The sequence below is a fragment of the Luteibacter sp. P1_D3 genome, from assembly GCF_056406135.1.
The window spans coordinates 35043-57281 of record NZ_JBFUAT010000021.1 but is presented as its reverse complement, the minus strand read 5'-3'; the positions used below and the strand labels follow the sequence as shown (position 1 = coordinate 57281).

The 22239-nt window shown below is 65.6% G+C and carries 19 protein-coding genes; 5 read left to right on the top strand and 14 right to left on the bottom strand.

Annotation, left to right across the window (positions count from 1 at the left end; all coding sequences use genetic code 11):
• Window positions 1–142: 142 nt before the first annotated feature.
• Window positions 143–1390: an NTP/NDP exchange transporter gene (locus AC1DYM_RS14270; protein ID WP_477339369.1), complete on the top strand. Its 1248-nt coding sequence runs from the start codon at window positions 143–145 to the stop codon at window positions 1388–1390.
• Here the strand turns inward: AC1DYM_RS14270 and AC1DYM_RS14265 are convergent.
• The 3 genes from AC1DYM_RS14265 to mtgA form a co-directional block, all read right to left on the bottom strand.
• Window positions 1387–1815, bottom strand: coding sequence for a CBS domain-containing protein (locus AC1DYM_RS14265; RefSeq protein WP_046967017.1), 429 nt, complete (start codon window positions 1813–1815; stop codon window positions 1387–1389). The two genes, AC1DYM_RS14270 and AC1DYM_RS14265, sit on opposite strands and share 4 nt — an antisense overlap.
• Window positions 1816–1896: 81 nt before the next feature.
• On the bottom strand, window positions 1897–2841 hold the full coding sequence (locus AC1DYM_RS14260) for a glycosyltransferase family 2 protein (protein ID WP_477339367.1): 945 nt from the start codon (window positions 2839–2841) through the stop codon (window positions 1897–1899).
• Between the two features lie 9 nt (window positions 2842–2850).
• Entirely contained in the window at window positions 2851–3591 is a 741-nt protein-coding gene (mtgA, locus tag AC1DYM_RS14255; RefSeq protein ID WP_477339365.1) for a monofunctional biosynthetic peptidoglycan transglycosylase, read from the bottom strand.
• 106 nt (window positions 3592–3697) lie between these two features.
• Here mtgA and hslO point away from each other — a divergent pair, with 106 nt between their 5' ends.
• Entirely contained in the window at window positions 3698–4615 is a 918-nt protein-coding gene (hslO, locus tag AC1DYM_RS14250; protein ID WP_477339363.1) for an Hsp33 family molecular chaperone HslO, read from the top strand.
• A gap of 168 nt (window positions 4616–4783) precedes the next feature.
• Here the strand turns inward: hslO and AC1DYM_RS14245 are convergent, their stop codons facing one another.
• A complete protein-coding gene (locus tag AC1DYM_RS14245; protein ID WP_477339361.1) occupies window positions 4784–7684 on the bottom strand; it encodes a bifunctional diguanylate cyclase/phosphodiesterase in 2901 nt (966 codons plus the stop codon).
• Window positions 7685–7943: 259 nt separating this feature from the next.
• On the opposite strand from AC1DYM_RS14245, the gene AC1DYM_RS14240 reads away from it, so the two are divergent.
• Entirely contained in the window at window positions 7944–8900 is a 957-nt protein-coding gene (locus AC1DYM_RS14240; RefSeq protein ID WP_477339359.1) for a hypothetical protein, read from the top strand.
• Window positions 8901–8961: 61 nt separating this feature from the next.
• Here AC1DYM_RS14240 and AC1DYM_RS14235 read toward each other — a convergent pair whose 3' ends face one another.
• The 5 genes from AC1DYM_RS14235 to AC1DYM_RS14215 form a co-directional block, all read right to left on the bottom strand.
• Window positions 8962–9870, bottom strand: coding sequence for a DUF4097 family beta strand repeat-containing protein (locus tag AC1DYM_RS14235; protein WP_477339357.1), 909 nt, complete (start codon window positions 9868–9870; stop codon window positions 8962–8964).
• 25 nt (window positions 9871–9895) lie between these two features.
• A complete protein-coding gene (locus tag AC1DYM_RS14230) occupies window positions 9896–10321 on the bottom strand; it encodes a hypothetical protein (protein WP_477339355.1) in 426 nt (141 codons plus the stop codon).
• Window positions 10318–10872 (bottom strand): RNA polymerase sigma factor, encoded by a 555-nt coding sequence (locus AC1DYM_RS14225; RefSeq protein WP_477339411.1) that lies wholly within the window; start codon window positions 10870–10872, stop codon window positions 10318–10320. Before AC1DYM_RS14225 ends, AC1DYM_RS14230 begins: the two co-directional genes overlap by 4 nt.
• A gap of 187 nt (window positions 10873–11059) precedes the next feature.
• Window positions 11060–12850 carry a phosphoenolpyruvate carboxykinase (GTP) gene (locus AC1DYM_RS14220; RefSeq protein WP_477339353.1) on the bottom strand — a complete coding sequence of 597 codons (1791 nt, stop codon included), beginning with the start codon at window positions 12848–12850 and terminating at the stop codon, window positions 11060–11062.
• A 96-nt stretch (window positions 12851–12946) separates the two neighbouring features.
• Window positions 12947–13537, bottom strand: coding sequence for a TetR/AcrR family transcriptional regulator (locus AC1DYM_RS14215; protein WP_477339409.1), 591 nt, complete (start codon window positions 13535–13537; stop codon window positions 12947–12949).
• Window positions 13538–13677: 140 nt separating this feature from the next.
• Here AC1DYM_RS14215 and AC1DYM_RS14210 point away from each other — a divergent pair, with 140 nt between their 5' ends.
• A complete protein-coding gene (locus tag AC1DYM_RS14210) occupies window positions 13678–14562 on the top strand; it encodes an alpha/beta hydrolase (protein ID WP_477339351.1) in 885 nt (294 codons plus the stop codon).
• A 5-nt stretch (window positions 14563–14567) separates the two neighbouring features.
• Complete coding sequence (locus AC1DYM_RS14205) at window positions 14568–17039, top strand: acyl-CoA dehydrogenase (protein ID WP_477339349.1); 2472 nt, start codon at window positions 14568–14570, stop codon at window positions 17037–17039.
• Between the two features lie 74 nt (window positions 17040–17113).
• Here AC1DYM_RS14205 and AC1DYM_RS14200 read toward each other — a convergent pair whose 3' ends face one another.
• The 5 genes from AC1DYM_RS14200 to rapZ all read right to left on the bottom strand — a co-directional run bounded on the left by AC1DYM_RS14200 (window position 17114) and on the right by rapZ (window position 22227).
• Window positions 17114–18742: a hypothetical protein gene (locus tag AC1DYM_RS14200; RefSeq protein ID WP_477339347.1), complete on the bottom strand. Its 1629-nt coding sequence runs from the start codon at window positions 18740–18742 to the stop codon at window positions 17114–17116.
• A 157-nt stretch (window positions 18743–18899) separates the two neighbouring features.
• A complete protein-coding gene (gene ptsP / locus AC1DYM_RS14195) occupies window positions 18900–20648 on the bottom strand; it encodes a phosphoenolpyruvate--protein phosphotransferase (RefSeq protein ID WP_477339345.1) in 1749 nt (582 codons plus the stop codon).
• 3 nt (window positions 20649–20651) lie between these two features.
• A complete protein-coding gene (locus AC1DYM_RS14190) occupies window positions 20652–20921 on the bottom strand; it encodes an HPr family phosphocarrier protein (RefSeq protein WP_477339343.1) in 270 nt (89 codons plus the stop codon).
• Window positions 20914–21306 carry a PTS sugar transporter subunit IIA gene (locus tag AC1DYM_RS14185; RefSeq protein WP_046967004.1) on the bottom strand — a complete coding sequence of 131 codons (393 nt, stop codon included), beginning with the start codon at window positions 21304–21306 and terminating at the stop codon, window positions 20914–20916. Before AC1DYM_RS14185 ends, AC1DYM_RS14190 begins: the two co-directional genes overlap by 8 nt.
• A gap of 39 nt (window positions 21307–21345) precedes the next feature.
• Window positions 21346–22227: an RNase adapter RapZ gene (rapZ, locus tag AC1DYM_RS14180; protein ID WP_477339407.1), complete on the bottom strand. Its 882-nt coding sequence runs from the start codon at window positions 22225–22227 to the stop codon at window positions 21346–21348.
• Between the last annotated feature and the right edge of the window lie 12 nt (window positions 22228–22239).

Below are 22239 nucleotides of genomic sequence, written 5' to 3'. Positions count from 1 at the left end.
TCGCCGATGAATCGGCTCCCACAAGGGATCGGTGTAGCCTCGCGGCGGCGCAGCATGGGGCGTGATAGGCTTTCTCCAGCTCCCACCGGACCGAAGTCGGCCACTTGTGAACACACGTCGACACGCCGTCATGAGCGAGGGCATGACCCTGGCCCTCTCGGTCATCGCCTTTTTTTGCGTGATGACCTCGTACTACGTGATCCGGCCGGTCCGCGACCAGCTGGTCGGCGCGGCGGGGTCGTCGTCACTGCCCGTGTTCTACGCCATCGTGCTGGTGGTGATGCTTGCACTGACCCCCGTGTTCGGCTGGCTGGTGTCGCGTTTTCCGCGCAGGCGCGTGCTGCTGGGCAGCTACCTCTTCTTTGCCGCCTGCCTGGTTGGCTTCATCCCGGCGTTCATCGCCCAGGATCGCATCGGTGCGGTCGCGCTCGGTCGCGTGTTCTTCGTCTGGGTGAGCGTGTTCAACCTGTTCGTCGTGTCCCTGTTCTGGAGCTTCATGGCGGACATCTATCGCAGCGTCCAGGCGCGGCTGATGTTTCCGTTCATCGCCTTCGGTGGCATGGCGGGTGCGCTTGTGGGTCCTCTGCTGACCTCCGTGCTCGTCGCACGCATTGGCGTGCCTGCGTTACTCGTCGTGTCGGCGACCGCACTGCTGATCGCGCTAGGGCTACTCCTGGGCGTGTTGACGGGCGGGACGGCCAACGACACGAGTGGCGGCGCGCCCGTGGGTGGCTCGCTGCTGGATGGCGCCAAGGCCGCGTTCGCGCAGCCGTTCCTGCGCTACATGGCGATCCTCATGCTGCTCAGCGACGGTATCGCCACGCTGGCGTACGCGCTGATGGCCGATTACACGAAAGTGCACTATCCCGGCATCGCCCAGCGCACGGCGTTCTACGCCGATCTGGACCTGGCGATCAACGGCTTCGGCGCCCTGTTGCAGCTCACCATCACGCCGCTGATTCTCCGCGGCCTCGGCACGCTCTGGGCCATGCTGTTGCCGACAGTGGTCAATTTCGTCCTGCTGGCCCTGCTGGGTATCTACGGCCCCGCCGATATTGCCGTCTTCGGCTCGGTCGTCTCGTTGCTGACCATCGTGCAGGTCGGTACCCGCGGCATGACCTACGGCATGACCAAGCCGGCATCCGACGCGCTCTACACGCGTATGCCCCGCGACGCCCGTTACAAGGGCAAGAACTTCATCGAGACCACGGTGTGGCGCTTCGGCGACCTGCTGGTCACGACCKCCCTCACCGCCTTGCGCGGACTGGGCGTCGGCATCGCCGGGCTCGGCCTGATCAGCGCGGCCCTCTGTGGCGTGGCCACGATCGTGGCCCGCCGCGCTGCCACATCGCCCGACCTGCTTCCGGAGTCGGGCGACACGGATACCTAGCTGGTGATGTAGCTCTCGAGCTGATTGATCGTCTGCTTCTGCTCGGAGATCACGGCCTTGACCAGGTCGCCGATGGAGATCACGCCGACGACGCGGTCGCCGTCACGTACCGGCAGGTGGCGCAGGCGGCCGTCGGTACACAGGCGCATGCATTCGTCCACCGTGGCACTGGGCGACACAGTGACCACCGTGGGCGTCATGATGTCGCCTACCGGCGTGTCGCGGGAGGACCGGTCCTTAAGGATCACTTTCCGGGCGTAGTCCCGCTCGGAAACGATGCCGACCAGCTCGCTACCCTTGAGGACGACGAGCGCGCCGACGTTCTTCTCGGCCATCTGGCGGATCGCGTCATATACCGGCGCGTCGGGCGCCACCGCGTAGACCTCCTTGCCCTTCGATTCCAGGAGATGCTTGACCTGCTGCATGCTCGACCCTCCGAGTGGAGGCGGCGCGGCGCCGCGATGGCCTTAGTGTAGCGCCGCTCGCGGCGGCGGTGGGGCTCGCGATCAGGTGCGCGGGGGGGCGTCGCCGAGGCGGGATTCCACGTAATAAAGCGGCCGCCGTTTGGCTTCCGCATAGGTCCGGCCGACGTATTCACCGATCACCCCCAGGGCGAGGAGCTGGATGCCGCCCAGGAACAGGATCACCACCATCAGGGTGGGGTAGCCCCGTACAGGGTCGCCCCAGGCCACCACCTTGATCAGCACCCAGATGCCGTAGAGGAAGGCGATCACGGCAGCCGACAGGCCAACCCAGGTGGCGACACGCAGGGGCGCTGCCGAAAAGGAGGTGATGCCTTCGACAGCGAGGTTGCCCAGGCGCCAGTAGTTCCACTTGGTCGTGCCGGCGTGGCGGGCGTCGCGGTGGTAGACCACGGAGGTCTGCCGGTAGCCGATCCAGGCGAACAGGCCCTTCATGAATCGCTGGCGCTCGCGCAGGCCCCCCAGAGCGGCGACGGCGCGCCGCGAGAGCAGGCGAAAGTCGCCGGTGTCGCGTGGCAACGGCGTGTCGGAAAGTCGCTCCATGACGCGATAAAACGCGGCCGAGGTGAATTTCTTCAGGCGGGTTTCGCCGTCACGCTCGCCACGCGTCGCATAGACCACGTCGAAGCCCTCACGCCAGCGCGCGATGAGCTGCGGGATCAGTTCGGGAGGGTCTTGCAGGTCGGCGTCGATAACCACGACAGCATCGGCGTCGGCGGCGTCCAGTCCCGCCGTCATCGCCGCCTCCTTGCCGAAGTTGCGCGAAAGCCGCACGGCGACGGCGCGCGCATCGACGTTCGCGATCGCACTCAGCTTCTGCCAGGTATCGTCGCTGCTGCCGTCATCGACGTAGATCACCCGGGCCATGGCATCGATCCCGTCGAGCACGGCACCGATCCGGGCATGGAAGCTATCGATGACATCGCTTTCGTTGTAGGCGGGGACCACGATGTCCAGTGAGAACGTCATGTCGATCCTTTAGCGAACGCGGCCGGCGACAGGCGCCGGACGGGAGAGGTAGGCAGGGCCGCCCAGTTGGCCCATCTGCTGCGCGATCCAGGCGGTGCGCTTCTGCACGTAGGCGCTGGGGGCGTCCACGCGGAAGCGGCGTGGATTGGGCAGGACGGCGGCCAGTCGCGCCGCCTGCGTCACGCCAAGACGATCGGGCGGGCTGCGATAAAACACGTCGCTTGCCGCGCCGACGCCGTAGATGCCATTACCCAACTCGACGATATTCATGTAGACCTCGAGGATCCGGCGTTTTGGCCAGGTCGCCTCGATCAGCACGGTGAAATATGCTTCCAGGCCTTTGCGGACGAAGCTGCGGCCATTCCACAGGAAGAGGTTCTTCGCCACCTGCTGGCTGATCGTGCTGGCGCCGCGAAGGCGCTTGCCCTCATCCGAGGCGTCGATCGCGTCCTGGATGGCGTCGATGTCGAAGCCGTGGTGAAACGGGAACTTCTGGTCTTCGCCAGCGACCATCGCCAGGCCCACCTCGGGCGACACGGCATCCCACGGTACCCAGCGATGGCGAAACGTGAAGTCGGGCTCGTGAGTGACGAGGGCCTCGACACGACGCTCCATCATCATGGCACTGGTCCACGGCGGCACGAAGCGGAGTACCAGCACGACCAGCCACGACAGGACGAGCCAGGCCAGCAGGACCAGGCCGACGAGGCGGGCGATACGAACGGGCAGCGAGCGAGGCGTCGGGCTCATGGCAGCGCGGTGGCAAGGGATGGCGCAGTATAGGGGGCCCGCGTGTGCCGGTCTTGTCGGCGCGCCGGCATGGCCCCATCTTTCGTCGGATCACCAGGAGGCCACCGTGACCGATTCGATCGTCGAAACCCTGCCATCCGAAGACGTGCTTCACCGCTTCATGCTCGAGAAAGCGGGCGTTCGTGGCGTGCTCGTGCGTCTGGGCGCCAGCTGGCGCGAAATCGTATCGCGTGGTGACTACCCGGCCGACGTTCGCACCATGCTGGGCGAAGCCGCGGCTGCGAGTGCCCTGCTCACGGGCAACATCAAGTTCGACGGATCGCTGTCGCTGGAGTTCAAGAGCGAGGGCGCGCTGCGCCTGCTCTTCGCCGAGTGCACCGATCAGGGACGCCTGCGTGGGCTGGCGCGCTACGACGCCGACACCCTGCCGCCGGCGCTGCACCTGAACGAGCTACCAAAGGCGCTGCTCGCGATCACGATCGGTCAGGTCGACCGCGGTCGCTATCAGGGTGTCGTCGATCTGGACGAACCGTCGATCGCGAAGGCGCTGGAGAACTACTTCGAGCGATCCGAGCAGCTGCCGGCACGCATCCTGCTCGCGGCGAACGCCGATCACGCGGTCGGGCTCATGCTGCAGCCGATCGCGGGTGAGGGCGGCCACAGCGCGGCCGAGGATGACGACGACGCCTGGGCGCGCGTCGGCATGCTCACCGACACCTTGAGCAGCTCCGAAATGTTGTCGATCCTGCCGGAGGAACTGCTCTACCGGCTGTATCACGAAGAGACGGTGAGCGTTTACGAGGCGAAGGGTCTCGCCTTCGGCTGCACCTGCTCGCAGGAACGCGTAGAGGGCATGTTGCGCGCACTGGGCCGGACGGAAGTGGAAGCCACCCTGGACGACCGCAACGGCGAAATCGAAGTCGTCTGCGAGTTCTGCGCCACGCGCTATGTCTTCGATCGCGTGGACGCCGAGCGCCTGCTCACCCAGGTCGAAACCCCGCCAGCACCGTCCACCCTGCAGTAACAGGACATGTAGGAGCCGATTCATCGGCGAAATAGGTAAATGTGGGAGCCGATTCATCGGCGAATAATAAATACCCCGCTGCGCAGCAGCACTCCTCGGGGGTGGCTTGTCTCAGGCTCACCGGAGGAGAAAGGGCATCGCCGATAAATCGGCTCCTACCAGAGCCGGCTATGCATCCAAGGACAACGGCGCAGCCAGCCACTTGCTTGCCGGCTGCGGCTGGGCGAACAGGAAGCCCTGGCCGAAGCGGCAGCCGATGCGGCGCAGCGCGCGCATCTGCGACTCGGTCTCGATGCCTTCGGCGATCACCTGCATGCGCAGCGAATTAGCGAGTGCCTGGATGGCGCGAACCACCGCCGTGCTATGCGCGTCGGTTTCGGTGTCTTCGGAGGGAAGTTCGATCACGAACGAACGGTCGATCTTGAGCGTTTCGATCGGGTACTGGTGCAGGTAGCTCAGCGACGAATAGCCGGTGCCGAAATCGTCCAGCGCGATGCCTACGCCGTGATCGCGCAGGTTCTCGAGAATGCGCTTGACCTGTGCCGGGTTCTCCAGCAGCGCTCGCTCGGTCACTTCCACGCGCACGCAACGTGCCGGCACGCCGTGCTCGGCGAACAGATCGAGCAGGCGCTGGTCGAGATCGGGTGAGCGGAAGTGGCTACCCGAGACGTTGATGCTGACAAAGCCTTCGTCGCGCGTGAGCGCGCGCACCTGGCGTGCCACCTGCTCGAAGATCTGCCAGTCGATGGCCTCCGAGCAACCGGTGTCCTCGGCCACGGAGAGGAAGTCGCCCGGCGGCAGCAGGCCGCGCTCCGGATGGCGCCAGCGCAGCAGGGCTTCGTAGCCGACCACGCGGCTGTTCTCGAGATCGACGATCGGCTGGTAGAACGGCACGAATTCATTACGCGTGAGCGCACGACGAAGGTCGCCTTCGAGTTCGAGCAGTGACAGTGCTTCACGGCGCAGGCGATCGTCGAACACCGCCGCACGGTGTCGACCTTCGTCCTTGGCGCGGTACATCGCCGAATCCGCGTCGCGCAGCAGTTCCTCGGGACGTGTGTATTCCGGCGTCGGCAGCGCGATACCGATCGACGCGGAGGTGAATATCTCCTTCGCCCCCAGTCGGAACGGCGTCTGCAGCTGCGCGATGATGCGTTCGGCGATATGCGTCGCCGCCTGTGGATCGGTGATGCCCTCGACCAACACCGCGAATTCGTCGCCGCCCAGGCGCGCGACGACATCGCGTGTCTTCAGGCAGGCGCGTACGCGACCGCCGACCTGGAACAGGAGATCGTCGCCCACCAGATGGCCGACCGAATCGTTGATGACCTTGAATCGGTCAAGATCGATGAAGAGCACCGCAAAGAGGTCGGCGGGATTCTCGCGGTAATGATTCAGTGCCTGCTCCAGACGCTGCAACAGCAGCGTGCGGTTGGGCAGGCCTGTGAGCGAATCGTGCAGGGTTTCGTACTTCAGCCGGCGCTCGACACGCTCGCGCTCGGCGATCTGCTCGCGCAGGTCGCGGTTGGCCAGGGCCAATGCGCGCGTGCGTTCGGTGACCCGGCGTTCGAGGCTGGCGTAAGCCTGCTTGAGCGACTCGGTGGTGTACTTGCGCTGCAGTGCATTGGCGATGTGGTAACTGACGAAGGTCAGCAGTTCCTGGTCGCGCGCGCTGTAGGTGTGCTCGGGCGAGTAACTCTGCACCGCGAGCACACCCATGGATTTTTCGTTCCAGATCAGCGGCACGCCGAGCCAGTGCAACGAGCGTGCGCCACTGGTGGAAAGCACCTGGTCGCGATTGAGCCGATCGATCTCTTCGCGATCCGCGAGCAGGGCCTTGCCATTGCGCAGCACGTACTCGGTGAGACCACGGCCCAGCTCGCGCGGCTCGCGGGAGCCGTCGAGTTCGTCCACCGAATAGGGGAAGGTCAGTTTGTTCTGGTCTTCGGAGAGCAGCGCGATATAGAAGTTACGCGCGTACAGCAAGCCACCGATCACCCGGTGAACGGCGGCATAGAAGTTCTCGATGCTGTCCGAGGTGTTCGCCAGTTCGGCGATGCGGAACAATGCGGCTTGCAGGCGCTCGCCGCGCTGGCGCTGCAGCACCTGCTGGCGCAGGACCCGATTGGCCTCGCGCAGCGCGGCCGTACGGGTGGTGACGCGGCGCTCGAGTTCTTCGTGAGCCTGGCGGCGCTCCAGCGCCGTCTGCACGTGCTGGGCAACGTAGGTGAGCAGCTCGCGATCGTTCTGCGTGTAGCGGGTGTCGTCCCGATAGCTCTGCACGACCAGCGCGCCGACCACGTCATCGCCGCGCTTCATCGGTACACCAAGCCAGTCGTCGCTCGGCGGCCCGATCGACACGCGCGGGCCGGGAAGGTTCTTCTCCAGCTCCGTGCTCGCGCCCATCAACGACTTGCCACCCTGCAGGACGTGCCAGGTCAGCGAGTTTTCGATGGCGTCGATCGGGCGGATGCCCTCGGGGTCCGGGATGTCCGGGTCCAGCGAGTCGACGAAGTAGGGGAAGCGCACCGTGCGGTTCTGTGCGTCGAAAAGCACGATAAAAAAGTTCTCGGCATACATGAGGCTGCCCACGATGCCGTGGAGCGCACTCATCATGTCCTTCATGTTGTGCTCGGCGCCTGCCTGCTCGGCGATCGCATACAGCGCGCGCTGCAGCCGTTCGGCCAGCGCCAGGCGCGAGATCGCCTCATAAAGGTTGGCGGTTTCGGCGAGCTGCCGCAGCCGGACCGAGACCAGGCGGCCCAGCCAGTCGATCAGTTCGGCCGAGTCGGCGGCCCCGGCCTCGTCGGTATGCAGCTCGAGGACGTGTTCGGTCTGTGGATCGACACCGAGCTCGATGACGGCGTGACCCGTCGATTGGGGTTCGCCGGCCGGTCGCCAGGCCAAACGGGCGCCGGGCATCAGGTGACGGGCGAAGGCCTCGCCTTCGCTGAGGACCACGTCGGCCTCGGCCGCCCGCAGCAACCGCTCGACAGCCTCGTGCAACGGTGTGCTTCCACCGTGACCGGGCGCCTTGAGGGACGGGCTTTGGGTTGGAGCGATAGTCATCGCCTGGCGAGGATTCCGGTGTGGTCGGATGCAGTCTATATGCGTTACGGCGGCCGCGCGATGGGCGTGGGACGCCAGTCTCAGGGGCCTTGCGCCAGCAGCGATCGTTTCCCCCATGGTCATAAACGGCAGCCTTGCCGATTCCTGAAGGGCGGCTCGCCGGGGTGTTAGTAAAACGTAAAACGCGATACACTGGCAGCGTTTCCGCGAGGCTGAAGCGGGACCTCGGGGATTTCAGCCACCTGCCGATATGATGACCATGCGCAGATCCTTTCTCACCTTGCTATTGCTGATGCCGCTCGCTGCGGCAGGGCAGATCGCGCCGGTGGGTTCGGACGCCACGGCCTCGCGGCTGCTTGGCCAGCAACCCGACGCCTACGCCCAGAATGCACAGGGTTCGGTGCCGCTCTGGCGCGCCCCGGACGGTCGCATGCTTGCCCTGAAGACGGACGATCGGTCCGATGCGACACAGCCGCTGGCCTTGCATGCGGTGGACGCCGGCCCGTTCCTTTCCAGTGGCTTGCAGTATGACCTCGGTCCTCGTGTCCAGGCGCACGCGAACATCACCGGCCAGGGTTGGATGAATTCCGTGGAATCGTGCGGTAGCTCCGGCGCAGGGCGCGGCGATCTCTGCAATTCACCAGGCGCGCCGCCGCGCATCGTCGGCAGCGAAGTTGGCGCCACCTATCGCGGCACCGGTTACAGCCTTGGTCTCGGCGTCGGTTCGAGCCGTCCCACGGGCACCGGCGCCGCCCTGCCTCGCGTGCTTCCGGGCTTGGCTACCGCTTCCGGTTTGCCGATTACGGCCCTGTCGYCGAGCACCGAGTTCAATGCACATGGCCGGGTCGACCTGGGTGCCCGCAGCGGTATCGATCTGGGTGCCAGCATTGGTCGTATCCGGCTCACGCCCGGCAACCTGCTCGGTATCGGCTCGGTCGACCAGAAGGCCCTGAGCTTCGGTGTCGACCGCGGCCCACTGTCCGGCCTGATCACCGGCCGCACGATGCAGCCCGAAGCGACGGCGATCAATCAGATCAACGGCGACCGTCGCTGGAGCGCGATCGACCTCGGCGTCACCTGGCGCCTGCCCTGGCGCGGCGAACTTTCCGTCGGCGCACAGAATGTATGGTCCTCGGGCAATGCGCCCAACAGTCCGGCCGGCCCCGAGCCCGACCAGTCTCGAACCCCCTACGTCCAGTATCACCAGGACCTGTAAAAAAAAGCCGCCTCAAGGCGGCTTTTTTGTGTGCCGATGAATCGGCTCCCACAACGGCCGGTCAGCGTCCCTGGCCGCGMAGCTTCACGTCGCCGCTGAACGACTCCACATGGATGTGAGCACTGCCGCCGCCGATGGTGGTCTTCAACTGCTTGCCGGGGCCGTCCTCACCGCTGGACGGGCTGCCGAAATCGCTGCGGATGCTGCCGCTGAAGGTCGAGGCCTCCAGCTTCGCGGATACATCCGACGGGAGCTGGAGCTGGACGTCGCCGCTCATCGAGTCGACGTCGATCTTGCCGTCACGCGACGGGCCGCCGGTGATCTGCGTATCGCCGGATACCGTGCTGAAGTTCGCCTGCTTCCAGGGGCCACCGCCGATCGTCATGCGGCCGGACACGGTCTGTGCTTCGACCCGCTCGGTGACGCTGGGCGCGGTGATGTCGCCGGAAACCGTCTGCAGGTCGGCCTTGTCGGCGCTACCGGCCAGGTCGATCGAGCCGCTGACGGTCTGCAGGTTGAGGTCGGGCGAACGCAGGTTGCCGCGGATGCGGCCGCTGACCGAGTTGATCTCGATCTTGCCGCCGTCGAGGCCGTCGATACTGACCGGTGCGCTGACCACGTTGATTTCCACGGAGACCGCTTTCGGCACACGCACGTTGAGTACGGTGGGCTGCATGCGGGTGTCGCTGCCCCAGCTGAACATGGAATGTTCTTTCGAGTCGCTGTCGACATGGATCTCGACGTTGCCGTCGCTGCCTTCGATCTCGAGCGGCCGGGCGCCGTCGCCGAGGGTGCCGGAGACCTGGATCTGGTTCTTGTCCCAGGCGGTCACGGTGACCTCGCCCTTGACGTTGTCGATGCTGACCTTGGCATTGGGCCGGATGTCTTTCGACAGGTTGATCGGGGTCGAGGCGAGTGCCTGTCCGATCGAGAGCGCCAGCAGCAGGGGAGTGAGATAGAGCGTTTTCATGAGTGGGGTCCTGGCTGATCGCATGTTAGCCGGCTTGCTTTTCGAGGTTACGCAGACGGTCGCGCTGGCGTTCGGTCTTCAGCAGCAGGCGCTGCAGGGCGGCCGAATCGGGGGAGTCCTGCATGGCCTGGGTCAGCTCCATGCGCGCGGCGTCGAGTTCCACCGCGGCTCCGGAGAGACGCGGGTCGGTCGGTTTCCAGTGGACTTCACTCGCACTGGCGAGGCCGTCGCTGCCGGTGGGCGCGACGAGATGGAGGCCGAGGCTGCCACCGAGGACCGCGACACCGGCGATGGCGGCGGCCATCAGCCAGGGCCGCGCGCGTCGGCGGCGCGGGACGGCGGCAACCGTCGCCTCGTCGAGGCGGGCTTCGATGCCGGCCCAGAGATCGCGACGGGGCGCGACCGGCCGGTTGAGGGAGCGCATCTGGCGCAGGTAGTCGAGGTCGTTCATGGCTTATCTCCCAGCGCACGACGGAGCAGTCCGCGTGCACGGTGTAACTGCGCTTTCGAGGAGCCGACCGCCATCCCGAGTTCGATGGCGATTTCCTCGTGTTTCCAGCCTTCCACGTCGTAAAGGACGAGCACGGCACGGGCCCGCGGCGGCAACGCCGCGATGGCCTTTTCCAGTTCGTCGCGCTCCACGGCGCGGACGGGATTATCGAGGTCGGCGATGTCGGGCAGATGTTCATCGTCGACGATGCTGACCGGGTCGGCGTTGCGGGCACGTATGGACATGAGTGCCACGTTCACCGCCAGTCGGTACACCCAGGTGCCGAACGCGCTCTCGAAGCGGAAGCCGTCGAGCTTCTGCCAGGCGCGGATGAAGGCTTCCTGGGTCAGGTCTTCCGCACGGGCGTGGTCGAAGGCGGCCAAACGAAGGATGGCGCCATAGACCCGGTCCGAATGCTTGCGATAGAGCGTCTCGAACGCCTTCCGGTCGCCGCCGATGGCAGCGCGCACCACATCGTCATCGGACGTGGCGACAGGCAGCTCAGGCTGCATGAAGGAAGTGGCGGCGAGGCATAGGGCATTCATCTTGCCAGCTTGGATGCCGGCAAGGGGAGAAGCGTTTAAGAGATAAGACATGTAGGAGCCGATTTATCGGCGATCCCGCGGCAGCGGGCCGGGGTGGGGCGAGCACCCGTTCGCCGATCAATCGGCTCCTACCAGGCAGGAGCCGATCCAGGACTCAGGCGACGTTGGCGGCCCGACGTTCCACGGCGACTTCCAGCGCCTTGCTCACGCGCAGGCGCTCGGTCTTGAGGCGCTCGGGCATGCGCGCCCCAAACCCATCCAGGTACAGGCCGATGGCGTTGAGCTCTTCGGTCCAGCCTTCCACGTCTACGTGGAGTAGCTCGTCAAGGGCGCCCGGCGTCAACGACAGGCCGTCGGCATTGAGCTCGCCCCTGGCCGGGACCACGCCGATCGGCGTCTCCACGCCCTCGGCCTTGCCGGCGACGCGCTGGATCATCCAGTCGAGGACACGCAGGTTCTCGCCATAGCCCGGCCACATGAAACGACCATCGGCATCCTTGCGGAACCAGTTCACGTGGAAGATCCGCGGCAATTTCGCGCCCGGCTTGTCGAAGGACAGCCAGTGGGCGAARTAATCGGCGAAGTTGTAGCCGCAGAAAGGCTTCATCGCCATCGAATCGCGACGGAGCACGCCAACCGCGCCGGTCGCCGCCGCCGTGGTTTCCGAACCCATGGCCGCGCCGACCAGCACGCCGTGCGCCCAGTCCTTCGCCTCGAACACCAGCGGGACGAGCGAGGGGCGACGACCGCCGAAGACGATGGCCGAGATCGGCACGCCGGCGGCGTCCTCGGATTCCGGTGCCCAGCTCGGGCACTGCTTTGCACTGACGGTGAAACGGGAGTTCGGGTGGGCAGCGGGGCCGTTGGCAGCGTCGAAGGGACGACCCTGCCAGTCGGTCACGGGCTCGCCTTCGCCCAAGCCTTCCCACCACGGCTGTGCGTCCGCGGTGACGGCGACATTGGTGAAGATCGCATCGCGACCGAGCGTGGCCAGTGCGGTCGGATTGGTGTTCGCGCCGGTTCCCGGGGCGACGCCGAAGTAACCGGCTTCCGGGTTGATCGCCCAGAGGCGGCCGTCTTCACCCGGAGTCATCCAGCAGATGTCGTCGCCGACCGTCCATACTTTCCAACCCGCCTTACGATACCCCTCGGTCGGGATGAGCATGGCCAGGTTGGTCTTGCCGCAAGCCGACGGAAAGGCCGCGGCGATGTAGTGCTTCTCGCCCTGCGGATTCTCGATGCCGACGATCAGCATGTGCTCGGCGAGCCAGCCTTCGCGGCGGGCCTGGTGGCTGGCAATGCGCAGCGCATGACACTTCTTGCCGAGCAAGGCATTGCCGCCGTAACCGGAGCCGATCGACTTGATCGACAGTTCCTCGGGGAAATGCATGATGAAACGACGCTCGGGGTCGAGGTCGCCGGTCGAGTGCAGGCCCTTCACGAACTGGCCCTCCCGCTCGATCCGCGCCAGGGCAGGCGCACCCATGCGCGTCATGATCCGCATGTTGGCGACCACATAGGGGCTGTCGGTGATCTCGACGCCACAGCGCGAGAGCGGTGAATCGATCGGTCCCATGCAGTAAGGGATCACGTACATGGTGCGGCCGCGCATGGCCCCGGCGAACAGGGCGTCGATCTTGGCGTGGGCCTCGGCCGGTGCCATCCAGTGATTGTTCGGGCCGGCTTCCTCTTCCTCGGGTGTGCAGACGAAGGTGAGGTGCTCGACGCGAGCGACGTCCGACGGATTCGATCGATGCAGGTAGCTGCGCGGGTTGGTCTCCTCGTTGAGCGGGAGGAGATCGCCACTGGCCAGCATCGTCTGGACGAGTTCCGCGTATTCCGCGTCCGATCCGTCACACCAGCGAACGGAGCCGGGCTCCGTCAGTCGGGCGACGTCGTCAACCCATCGATTCAATGTTTCCAGGGAACTTCCGTACGAACGCATCCGTTGTGGTCTCCAGTTAAACGCTGTGGAGACAGTAGTTTGCGAGCGTTGGTATTGGCAAGGCACGGCGCAGCAATTTGCGCCGCACCGTTCAGCTCACGCGCTCGGTTTGGCCGGCGTCAGCGTAAAGATCACGTGCTCGACATAGGCGTCGAACTCGTCGTGGCTCAGTCGCGGCAGGCCCAGCGTGAAGTTCAGCTGGAGGAAGCCAACGTACGCCGCGTAGGTGAGGCGAGCGCGATGCAGGGCGACCACCGGCTCGAGCCCGGCTTCCTTGTACATCGTGGTGAGGAACTCGATGCGCCGCTGCGACACCCGCGCCATGACCGGCACGACCTGGGGGTGGTCGAGGGCTTTCAGCAGCGCGGCATAGACACGATGGGCCTGCAATTCATGGGCGACGCGACGAAACAGTTCCGGCAAACGCTTGCGCGGATCGGCGATGCGCTCGATTTCCCCGAGGACTTCGCGTTCGCCGTATTCTTCCCAGCGCTCCAGTGAGGCCTGGAGCAGGGCTTCGCGTGTACGGAAGTGCCAGTAGAAGCTGCCTTTGGTCACGCCCAGGCGGCGCGCAAGCGCCTCTACGGCAAGGGCGCCGACGCCTTGTTCGGCGATAAGGGCTAGGGCGCCGTCTTCCCAGTCTTCTGCGGAGAGGCGGACTCGTTCGTTCTTGGCACCGTCGGTCATCGACGCATGGTAGCCGAGACGCGGCCGTTTGCAATCCGGCAGGCGTCCGGCGTGTTGCATAAGACCTTGACTTGGTTGCCATTGCGTGACCGTACGCTGGCGTATTGACGCACCCCTTCCAGCGCTACATACTCGCCCGTATGGTTGCTAATCCCACGTCCCCGTCGTCCACCACCGCGAGCCTGGTCTCGCTGGATGGCATCGTCCTCGCCACGCAGCGGTGGGGCGGGGCGCGGTCGCCATCCCTGGTGTTCGCGCACGGCTTCGGCCAGACGCGTCATGCCTGGAACGGCGCGGCGCGGACGTTGGCGGAGCAAGGCTTCGACGCCACTACCTTCGATGCCCGTGGCCATGGCGAAAGCGAGCGCGTGCCCCGCGGTGAATACCACATGGAGCAGTTCGTCCACGACCTGCTCGCGGTATCGGCCGAGGCTCGCTCCGCAGACGGCCGGCCGCCGGTCCTGGTCGGCGCCTCGATGGGCGGCCTGCTCGGCCTGATGGCCGCGGGGGAAGCGGACCCTGGCCGTCCGCCGTTCTCCGCGTTGATCCTGGTCGATATCACCCCGCGCTGGGAAACCGCCGGCGTCGAACGTATCCTCGGCTTCATGCGCGCGCACCCTGACGGTTTCGCGAGTTACGAGGAGGCGGCCTCGGCGATCGAGGCGTACCTGCCGCAGCGTCGTGAGCGCAAATCCGAGGCCCAGCTCAAACCGCTGCTGCGCCAGGATGGCCTGGGTCGTCTGCGCTGGCATTGGGATCCCGCCCTGCTCGACGGCCTGGTCCAGGAGAGCGAGCGTTATCAGCCGCGCCTGTTTGCCGCTGCCGCGCGCGTCGAGGTACCGGTGCTGCTCCTTTCCGGCAGCCGCAGCGACGTCGTCTCCAGCCAGACGGTCGAAGAATTTCTACGTCTCGTGCCGCATGCGCGCCACGTCTCCCTCGCCGATGCCACGCACATGGTGGCCGGTGACGCGAACGACGCGTTTACCCGCGAGATCACCCAGTTCATGCAATCCCTGACGAGGTAACACCGATGTCTGCAATCCTGGTTGTGCTGGCGGCGCTCATTGCCTCCGGTGCCTGCGCCTACCACCGCACGTCGCTCCGCACGTGGGCTGTCGCCACGGCGGTCACGATCCTCGTCGTCGGCCTGCTCGCGCGTGCGCCGGTGACCACCGTCGTGCTGCTGATCCTGCTGGCGCTCGTCGCCGCGCCGCTGCTGATGGTCGACTTCCGCCGGAAGAAGATCAGCGCGCCGCTGCTGTCGATCTTCGCCAAGGTGACGCCGAAGCTGTCCGAGACCGAGCAGACGGCCCTCGAGGCCGGCACGGTCGGTTTCGAAGGCCAACTGTTCTCGGGCAAGCCGGAGTGGTCCGAACTGCTGCGCCAGCCTAAGCCGGAGCTGTCGGTGGAAGAGCAGGCCTTCCTCGACGGCCCCGTCGAAGAACTTTGCAGCATGATCGACGACTGGCAGATCACTCACGAACTGGCCGACCTGCCGCCCAACGTGTGGGAATTCATCAAGAAGAACAAGTTCTTCGGCATGATCATTCCGAAGACCTACGGTGGTCTCGGCTTCTCGGCGCTGGCGCATTCCGCCGTGCTGCAGAAGCTCTCGAGCATGTCGCAGACGGTCGCCTCCACCGTCGCCGTGCCGAACTCGCTCGGACCGGGCGAGCTGCTCATGCACTACGGCAGCGACGAGCAGAAGAACCACTTCCTGCCGCGCCTGGCCGATGGCCGTGAAGTTCCGTGCTTCGCGCTGACCGGCCCGTACGCCGGTTCGGACGCCACCTCGATTCCCGATTTCGGCATCGTCACCAAGGGCCTGTGGAACGGCGAAGAAACCGTCGGCATCCGCCTGACCTTCGACAAGCGCTACATCACGCTGGCGCCGGTCGCGACCATCGTCGGCCTCGCGTTCCGCATGTACGACCCGGACAAGTTGCTGGGCGACAAGGAAGACCTCGGCATCACGCTGGCCCTGCTGCCGCGCGAAACCCCGGGGATGGAAATCGGTCGTCGTCACTTCCCGCTGAACACCCCGTTCCAGAACGGCCCGGTGCACGCGAAGGATATGTTCGTGCCGTTGTCCGTGCTGATCGGTGGCCCGCACATGGCCGGGCAGGGCTGGCGCATGCTGGTCGAGTGCCTGTCGGTCGGTCGCGCCATCTCGCTGCCGTCGAACGCCACGGGCGCGTCGCGCATGGCGGTCTCGGCCACGGGTTCGTATGCGCGCATGCGCAAGCAGTTCGGCCTGGCCATCGGTCGTTTTGAAGGCGTCGAGGAAGCGCTCGCCCGCATCGGCGGCCTGACCTACGCCATGCAGGCGCTGTCGCGTGCCACCGCCGCCGCGGTCGATCGTGGCGAGAAGCCGGCCGTGCCCTCGGCGATTGCCAAGTATCACGCTACCGAATGGTGCCGCCAGATCGCGTCGGACGCGATGGACGTGCACGGTGGCAAGGGCGTCATCCTCGGCCCGAAGAACTACATGGGTCGTGGCTGGCAGTCCGTGCCGATCGCCATCACGGTGGAAGGCGCGAACATCATGACGCGCAGCCTGATGATCTTCGGTCAGGGCGCGATCCGTTGCCATCCTTATGTGCTCAAGGAAATGCAGGCCCTGGGCATCGCCGATTACCGCGAGCGCCTGAAAACCTTCGACAGGGCACTGTTCGGTCATATCGGCTTCGGCTTCTCCAACGCCGTGCGCAGCTTCGTCCTCGGCCTGACCGCTGCGAAGATCGGCGACACCGCCGGCGACGCGTACACGCGCCGCTACTACCGCAAGCTCAACCGTTACTCCGCGGCGCTGGCATTGTGTGCCGACGTGGCCATGGGCGTGCTTGGCGGCAAGCTGAAGTTCAAGGAGAAGCTCTCGGCCCGTCTCGGCGACGTGCTCTCGTACCTGTACATCGCCAGCGCGATGCTCAAGCGCTACGAAGACACCGGTCGTCCGGAAGCGGATCGTCCGCTCCTGGCCTGGGCCTTCCACCAGTGCGTCTGGAACATGCAGATGGCACTCGATGGGGTGATCCGCAACTTCCCTGTGCGCCCGGTGGCCTGGCTACTGCGCGCCCTGGTGTTCCCGTTCGGTCGTCGCGAAGTGCCGCCGTCGGATCGTCTCGGTCGTCGCGTCGCCGCGCTGATCACGGCGCCCAGCGAAGCCCGCGATCGCCTGACCACCTGGACGTACCTCACCCCGACGGCGAACAACACGGTGGGTCGCATGAATGCGCTCCTGCCCGACGTGATCGCTGCCGAGCCGGTGGAGCGCAAGTTCCTCAAGGCGTTCAAGGGTGGCCAGCTGAAGTCGCATACATACAACGAGCAGCTCGTCGAAGCCGAAAAGCTGGGTGCCATCACCGCCGCCGAGCGCGACCTGCTCCAGCGTGTGCGTGACGGTGTCGCCGAGTTCATTTCTGTCGACGACTTCGACAGCGAAGAACTGCAGGCCGGCGTACAGCGCAAAGCGGAAGCGATCAACAAGGTGCGCGCTGCCTAAGTAGCGTCGCAATGGGTGAAACAGAAAGCCGCGATCCATCGCGGCTTTCTGTTTTTGCGCTTGAAGTCGTTAGCTCAGCGAACGACCTTGCACAGACGAAGTCCTTCAGAGATGTCCCGGCGCCGCTTCGTCTGTTCGATCTGGCTGATGACCGGATGGCAGGCGTCGAACCTCATGCCTGGCAGGTAGCCGGCAAGCGTCGCCGCGGCGGCGGTACTGTCATCGCGGAGCAGGGCGTACATCGGGCCCTTGTGGCTGACGATGTCCTCGCGCACGCGACGCTGAAGTTCAAAGCCGGCGCCGAGGTCGTTGAGCCAGGTGATGCCGACGACATGGCTGCCTTCCGCGTTTTCGAGGAAGGGCGCGAGGTAGGCGTTCGGCTGCGAGAGCACGACGACCAGGCTGCGAGGTTCGATCTCGCCGGGATGGATGTCGAAGGCCTGGCGGCCGAACGGCGCGTGGCCCCAATCCGTGTAGCGGGTCATGATCACGATCGGCAGGAGGCATGCCACCATGACGGCCGTCGGGAGATAGGTCCGCCACTTTGCGGCCATGCCACTTGTCGCGCCGGAAATCTCCGATACGCCGGCGAGGAGGACCAGGCCGGTCAGTGCCTCGATGGGCACGGCATAGCGAAGGATCGAATACAGGGCGAGCCAGAGGACGTAACTGGTGGCGACGAAGACGAAGAGCAGGCGGTTCGTCCTGCTCGATGGCGCTGTCGTTCGCGTGAGGCGACCGTAGAAATGGTAGGCCGCGAAGGCGAGTAAGGCCACCATGGCCAGGGCATAGCGTGGATCGGCGAACTGGTTTCCCGCCTGCGTGCGATTCCTGTGCAACCACCAGAACGGGTAGAACAGTGCCTGGGCCACGGACTTGGGCATGAGCGAACGGTCCGTGCTGGCAATCGCCGGCATCCATGGCGAATGGAAGAACTGGTTGAACATGGGGAAAATCGGATTCCCGGTTAGCTGCCACAGCTGCCATCCCCACGCGCTGTAGGTCAGCACAAAGGCTGCAAAGCTGGACAGTCCGATGACGACGGCCAGCTTGAGGCCGGCGACTCGCCACTCGTAGGCGGCCCAGACGGCAAGGGCGAGTGCTGGTGCGTAGACGATGGCCGTGGGTTTGAGTCCGGCGGCCAGACCGCAGAGCAAGCCCGCCCATGCGACACGGCGGAGCGGCGCAGCGGACTCGTCACTAGCGAACAATGGCATGACGAGGTAGAAGCCGAGTAACACCAGCAGCGCAAGCGGCAACTCATTGGTCGACATGCCCGCCTGCGTGAGCGTCATCGTTCCCGTCGCTCCGACGATGACGGCAGCGGCGGCCTTCCAGTCGAACGGCATGCCTCGCTGAAGGGTGTAGCGAAGCACGATACGGCTGAGCACGAAAACGAGGGCGCCGTACCAGAGACCCTGGAATGCGGCCAACAGGCGAGGCGCATTCTTCAGCAAACCCGTCCCGAGCCAGAAGTAGGGGATGTCCAGCAGGGGGGCGAAATACCCCTGCAGGCCGACCGCCGCCGTATCGACCGGCAGTCGGTCGTTGAGGAAAGCCCAGGCGTTGTAAAGGTGATAGTTCTTCAGGTCCCACGCCGCATCCTGACCGCGGGCGACGGAGATCACGGCGCCAAGAAGCAGTAGCGCGGGAAGCAGGAAGGGGCTTCGGGCGATGCGATCGAACAGTCGGGTCTTCAACACCGGTAGCCCTCGGACACATGGGAGCATGAGATCGGTACGGCGACGCGGAGTGACGGGTCATCCATGAGGGAGCGCCAGGCGGTGGTTACGAGAAGGGCTGAATGTTACCGGGCGGGCCTGCAAGTTCCCACAGCGGCCTCACAAAGGACGCCTGGGCCTAAGCGCAGCCGTCCTGCCGGGCCACCACCTCGAGCAACCGCGCTTCTACCTCATCCCGCGAGTGCGCACGGAACAACCGCGGCGCCGCACGGCGCAGCGCCTTGCAGTCCAGCGTGGTGAGGCGATCGCGCACCTGGAGCAGTTGCCCCGGGTGCATGCTGAATTCTTCCAGGCCCATGGCCAGGAGTAGCGCGGTGAACTGCGTATCGCCGGCAATCTCGCCGCACAGGCTCACCGGCTTCTTCGCCCGACGCGCGCTGGCGATCACGTGCGCGATCAAACGCAGGAACGCCGGCTGCAACGGGTCGTAGATGCCTTCGAGCGCATCGTTGTTGCGGTCCGCTGCGAGCACGTACTGCGCGAGATCGTTCGTGCCGATGGCGAGGAAGTCGGCCTTCTCGAGAATCGACGTGACGCCGATCGCAGCGGCCGGGACTTCGATCATCGCGCCGACGTCGAGTCGCTCCGGCAACTCCTGCCCCGCGCGCGCAAGGTCCTCGCGCGCCTTCTTGATCAGGCGGCGCACATCGGTCATCTCACCCAGGTGAGTGATCATGGGGACGAGAATGCGCACCGGGCCGTAACAGGCGGCGCGCAGGATCGCGCGCAGCTGGACGCTGAAGATGTCGGGATAGCGCAGTGACAGGCGAACACCCCGAACGCCCAGTGCGGGATTGTCTTCTCCACGGATGGCCAGGCCCGCGGCGTCGGCCTTGTCGGCACCGAGGTCGAGTGTGCGAATGGTGACAGGCAGGCCGCCCATGCCGAGGACGACATCACGGTAGGCGATGAACTGCTCTTCTTCGGAGGGCAGGCCGCGTTGGCGAAGGAACAGGAATTCGGAGCGATACAGGCCGACACCGTCGGCACCGCGGGCGCGGGCCAGCGTGATATCGCCGATCAGTTCGGCGTTGGCGTAGAGGCGCACGTGGGCGCCGTCTTTCGTCAGCGTCGGTGCCGATGCCAGCGCCGCCAGACGACGGCCTTCCGCGGCGGCTTGACGCTGCCATTGGCGATAGCGGGCGAGGTCCTGTGCGGTGGGGTGCACGATGACTTCGCCGCGCTCGGCGTCGATCAGGACGAGGTCGTCGTCGTTGATCGTGGCGAGGGCGTCCTTCGTTCCGACCAGCATCGGCAGGTTGAAGCTGCGCGCGAGGATGGCGCTGTGCGAGTAGATGCTGCCGGCGCTGGCGATGACGCCGAGCATGCCCTGGCCCGCCATGCTGGCCATGTCGGCGGGCGCGACGGTATCACTGACCACGATCTCGCCGACGCGCGCGGCGAGCTTGCGTTCTTCGCGGCTGGATTGCTGAAGCAGGGCGGACATGACACGGCCGATCACCTGGTCGATGTCTTCGCCGCGACTCTTGAGGTAGGGGTCGTTCATGGCATCGAACACCGCGGCGAGGCGGTCGCGCTGCATCTTCAACGCGGCGCTCGCGGTGTAGTGGCCGACGGAAACCAGTTCGTCGAGACCGCGGAGCAGTTCTTCGTCGTCGAGGAGCAGGCTGTGGGCGTCGATGAAGTCGCCGACTTCCCTCGCCAGCGCGCCGTGCAACTTGCCGCGCAATTCACGCAGCTCGGTGCGTGCACTGTCGATGGCCTTGTGCAGGCGGTCGATCTCGGGCGCGATCTCCGCGTCCTCGAGCATGCGCGTGTCGACCGCAAAGATACTCGGCTGGACCAGACGTGCGCGACCGAGGGCCATGCCCCGGGCGGCTTGCGTGCCGGTCAGCACGACTCTCATCGGTCAGGCACCCTCGTCGAACTTGCGGTCGAACAACTCGACCACGGCGGTCAGCGCGGCTTCTTCGTCCTCACCGTCGGCGCGCACGCTCAGCGCGGTGCCCATGCCGGCGGCCAGCATCATCACGCCCATGATGCTCTGGGCATTGACCTCACGACCCTTGCTGATGATCCAGACGGTCGATTTGAAGCTGGAAACCAGCTGGACGAGTTTGGCCGAGGCGCGTGCGTGCAGGCCCAGCCGGTTGGATACCACGATGTCCCGTTCAAGCATGGTCGATGAAGATCCCTCCGCGACCGCCACTGGCCGCGATCTCGGTCAGTTCGGTCAGCGATTTGTCCGAGTAGTTAAGCACGCGCAGCAGCATCGGCAGGTTGAGTCCCGAAACGCAGCGCAGGTGCACGCCCAGTTCGCTCAGGGAAAGACCGATATTGCACGGCGTCGCGCCGTAAAGATCGGCGAGGACGAGGACGCCGTCGCCATGATCGAGGTCGCGCGCATGCTTGGCGGTGAGCGTGCGCATGACATCGGGGTCGGCGCTCGGCGGCACTTCCACGGCATCCACGTCCATCGGCAGCCTGGGCATGACATGGCGCGCCGCGGAGATCAGCGCCTTGCCGACCGCTTCGTGGGTCATGAGGAGGACGCCGACGCTCATGGCCCGGACGCTCGGTGTTTCTGGGGCTGGGTCATGGCGTTATTCGAGCTCACGATGGAAAGTCAGTACGTTGCCGCGTTCCGAGCGGAAATGCTGGGCCAGCTTCTCGACGACGTAGACCGAGCGATGACGCCCGCCCGTGCAGCCGATCGAAACGGTGACGTAGCTGCGATCCTCGCCCTCGAAGCGTGGCAACCACGTTTCCAGCCAGCGAGTCACGTCGGCATAGTATTCGCCTACCAGGGGGTTCGCGTCGAGGAATTCCCTGACCGGCTGGTCCTTGCCCGAGAACGGGCGCAGACGCGGATCCCAGTGCGGGTTGGGCAGGCAGCGGGCGTCGAAGACGAAATCGGCGTCCGAGGGCAGGCCCCGGCGGTAGGCGAACGACTCGAACAGCAGGGTGGTGCCGTCCGAGGCGGCCGCGTAGCCGGTGGCGAACAGGCGGCGCAGCTGGTGGACGTTGAGATCGCTGGAGTCGATGACCTTCTCGGCGATCGCGATCAGCGGCCGGAGCAGCTTGCGCTCCTGGGCGATCGAATCGGCCAGGGAAAGCTTCTCGGCGGCCAGCGGATGACGACGGCGGGTTTCCGAGTAGCGCTTGATCAGCACGTCGTCCCGGCTGTCAAGGAAGATCAGGTGCACGTGCACACCGGCCATCGACAGCTCGGAGAGGACGTGCGGCATGCGCGAGAGGTCGACACGGCGGTTGCGCACGTCCACGCCCACGGCGATACGCCGGCGCGGGCCATGCTCGCCCTGGCTCACGGCCGCGACCAGCTGAGGGATGAGCTCGGCGGGCATGTTGTCCACGCAATASAACTCGAGATCCTCGAGGGCGCGCAACGCGACGGTCTTGCCGCCACCGGACATGCCGGTGAGGACGATCAGGTGGATGGCGTCGGGCTCGACGATCGGGCTCATCACTTCATCGGT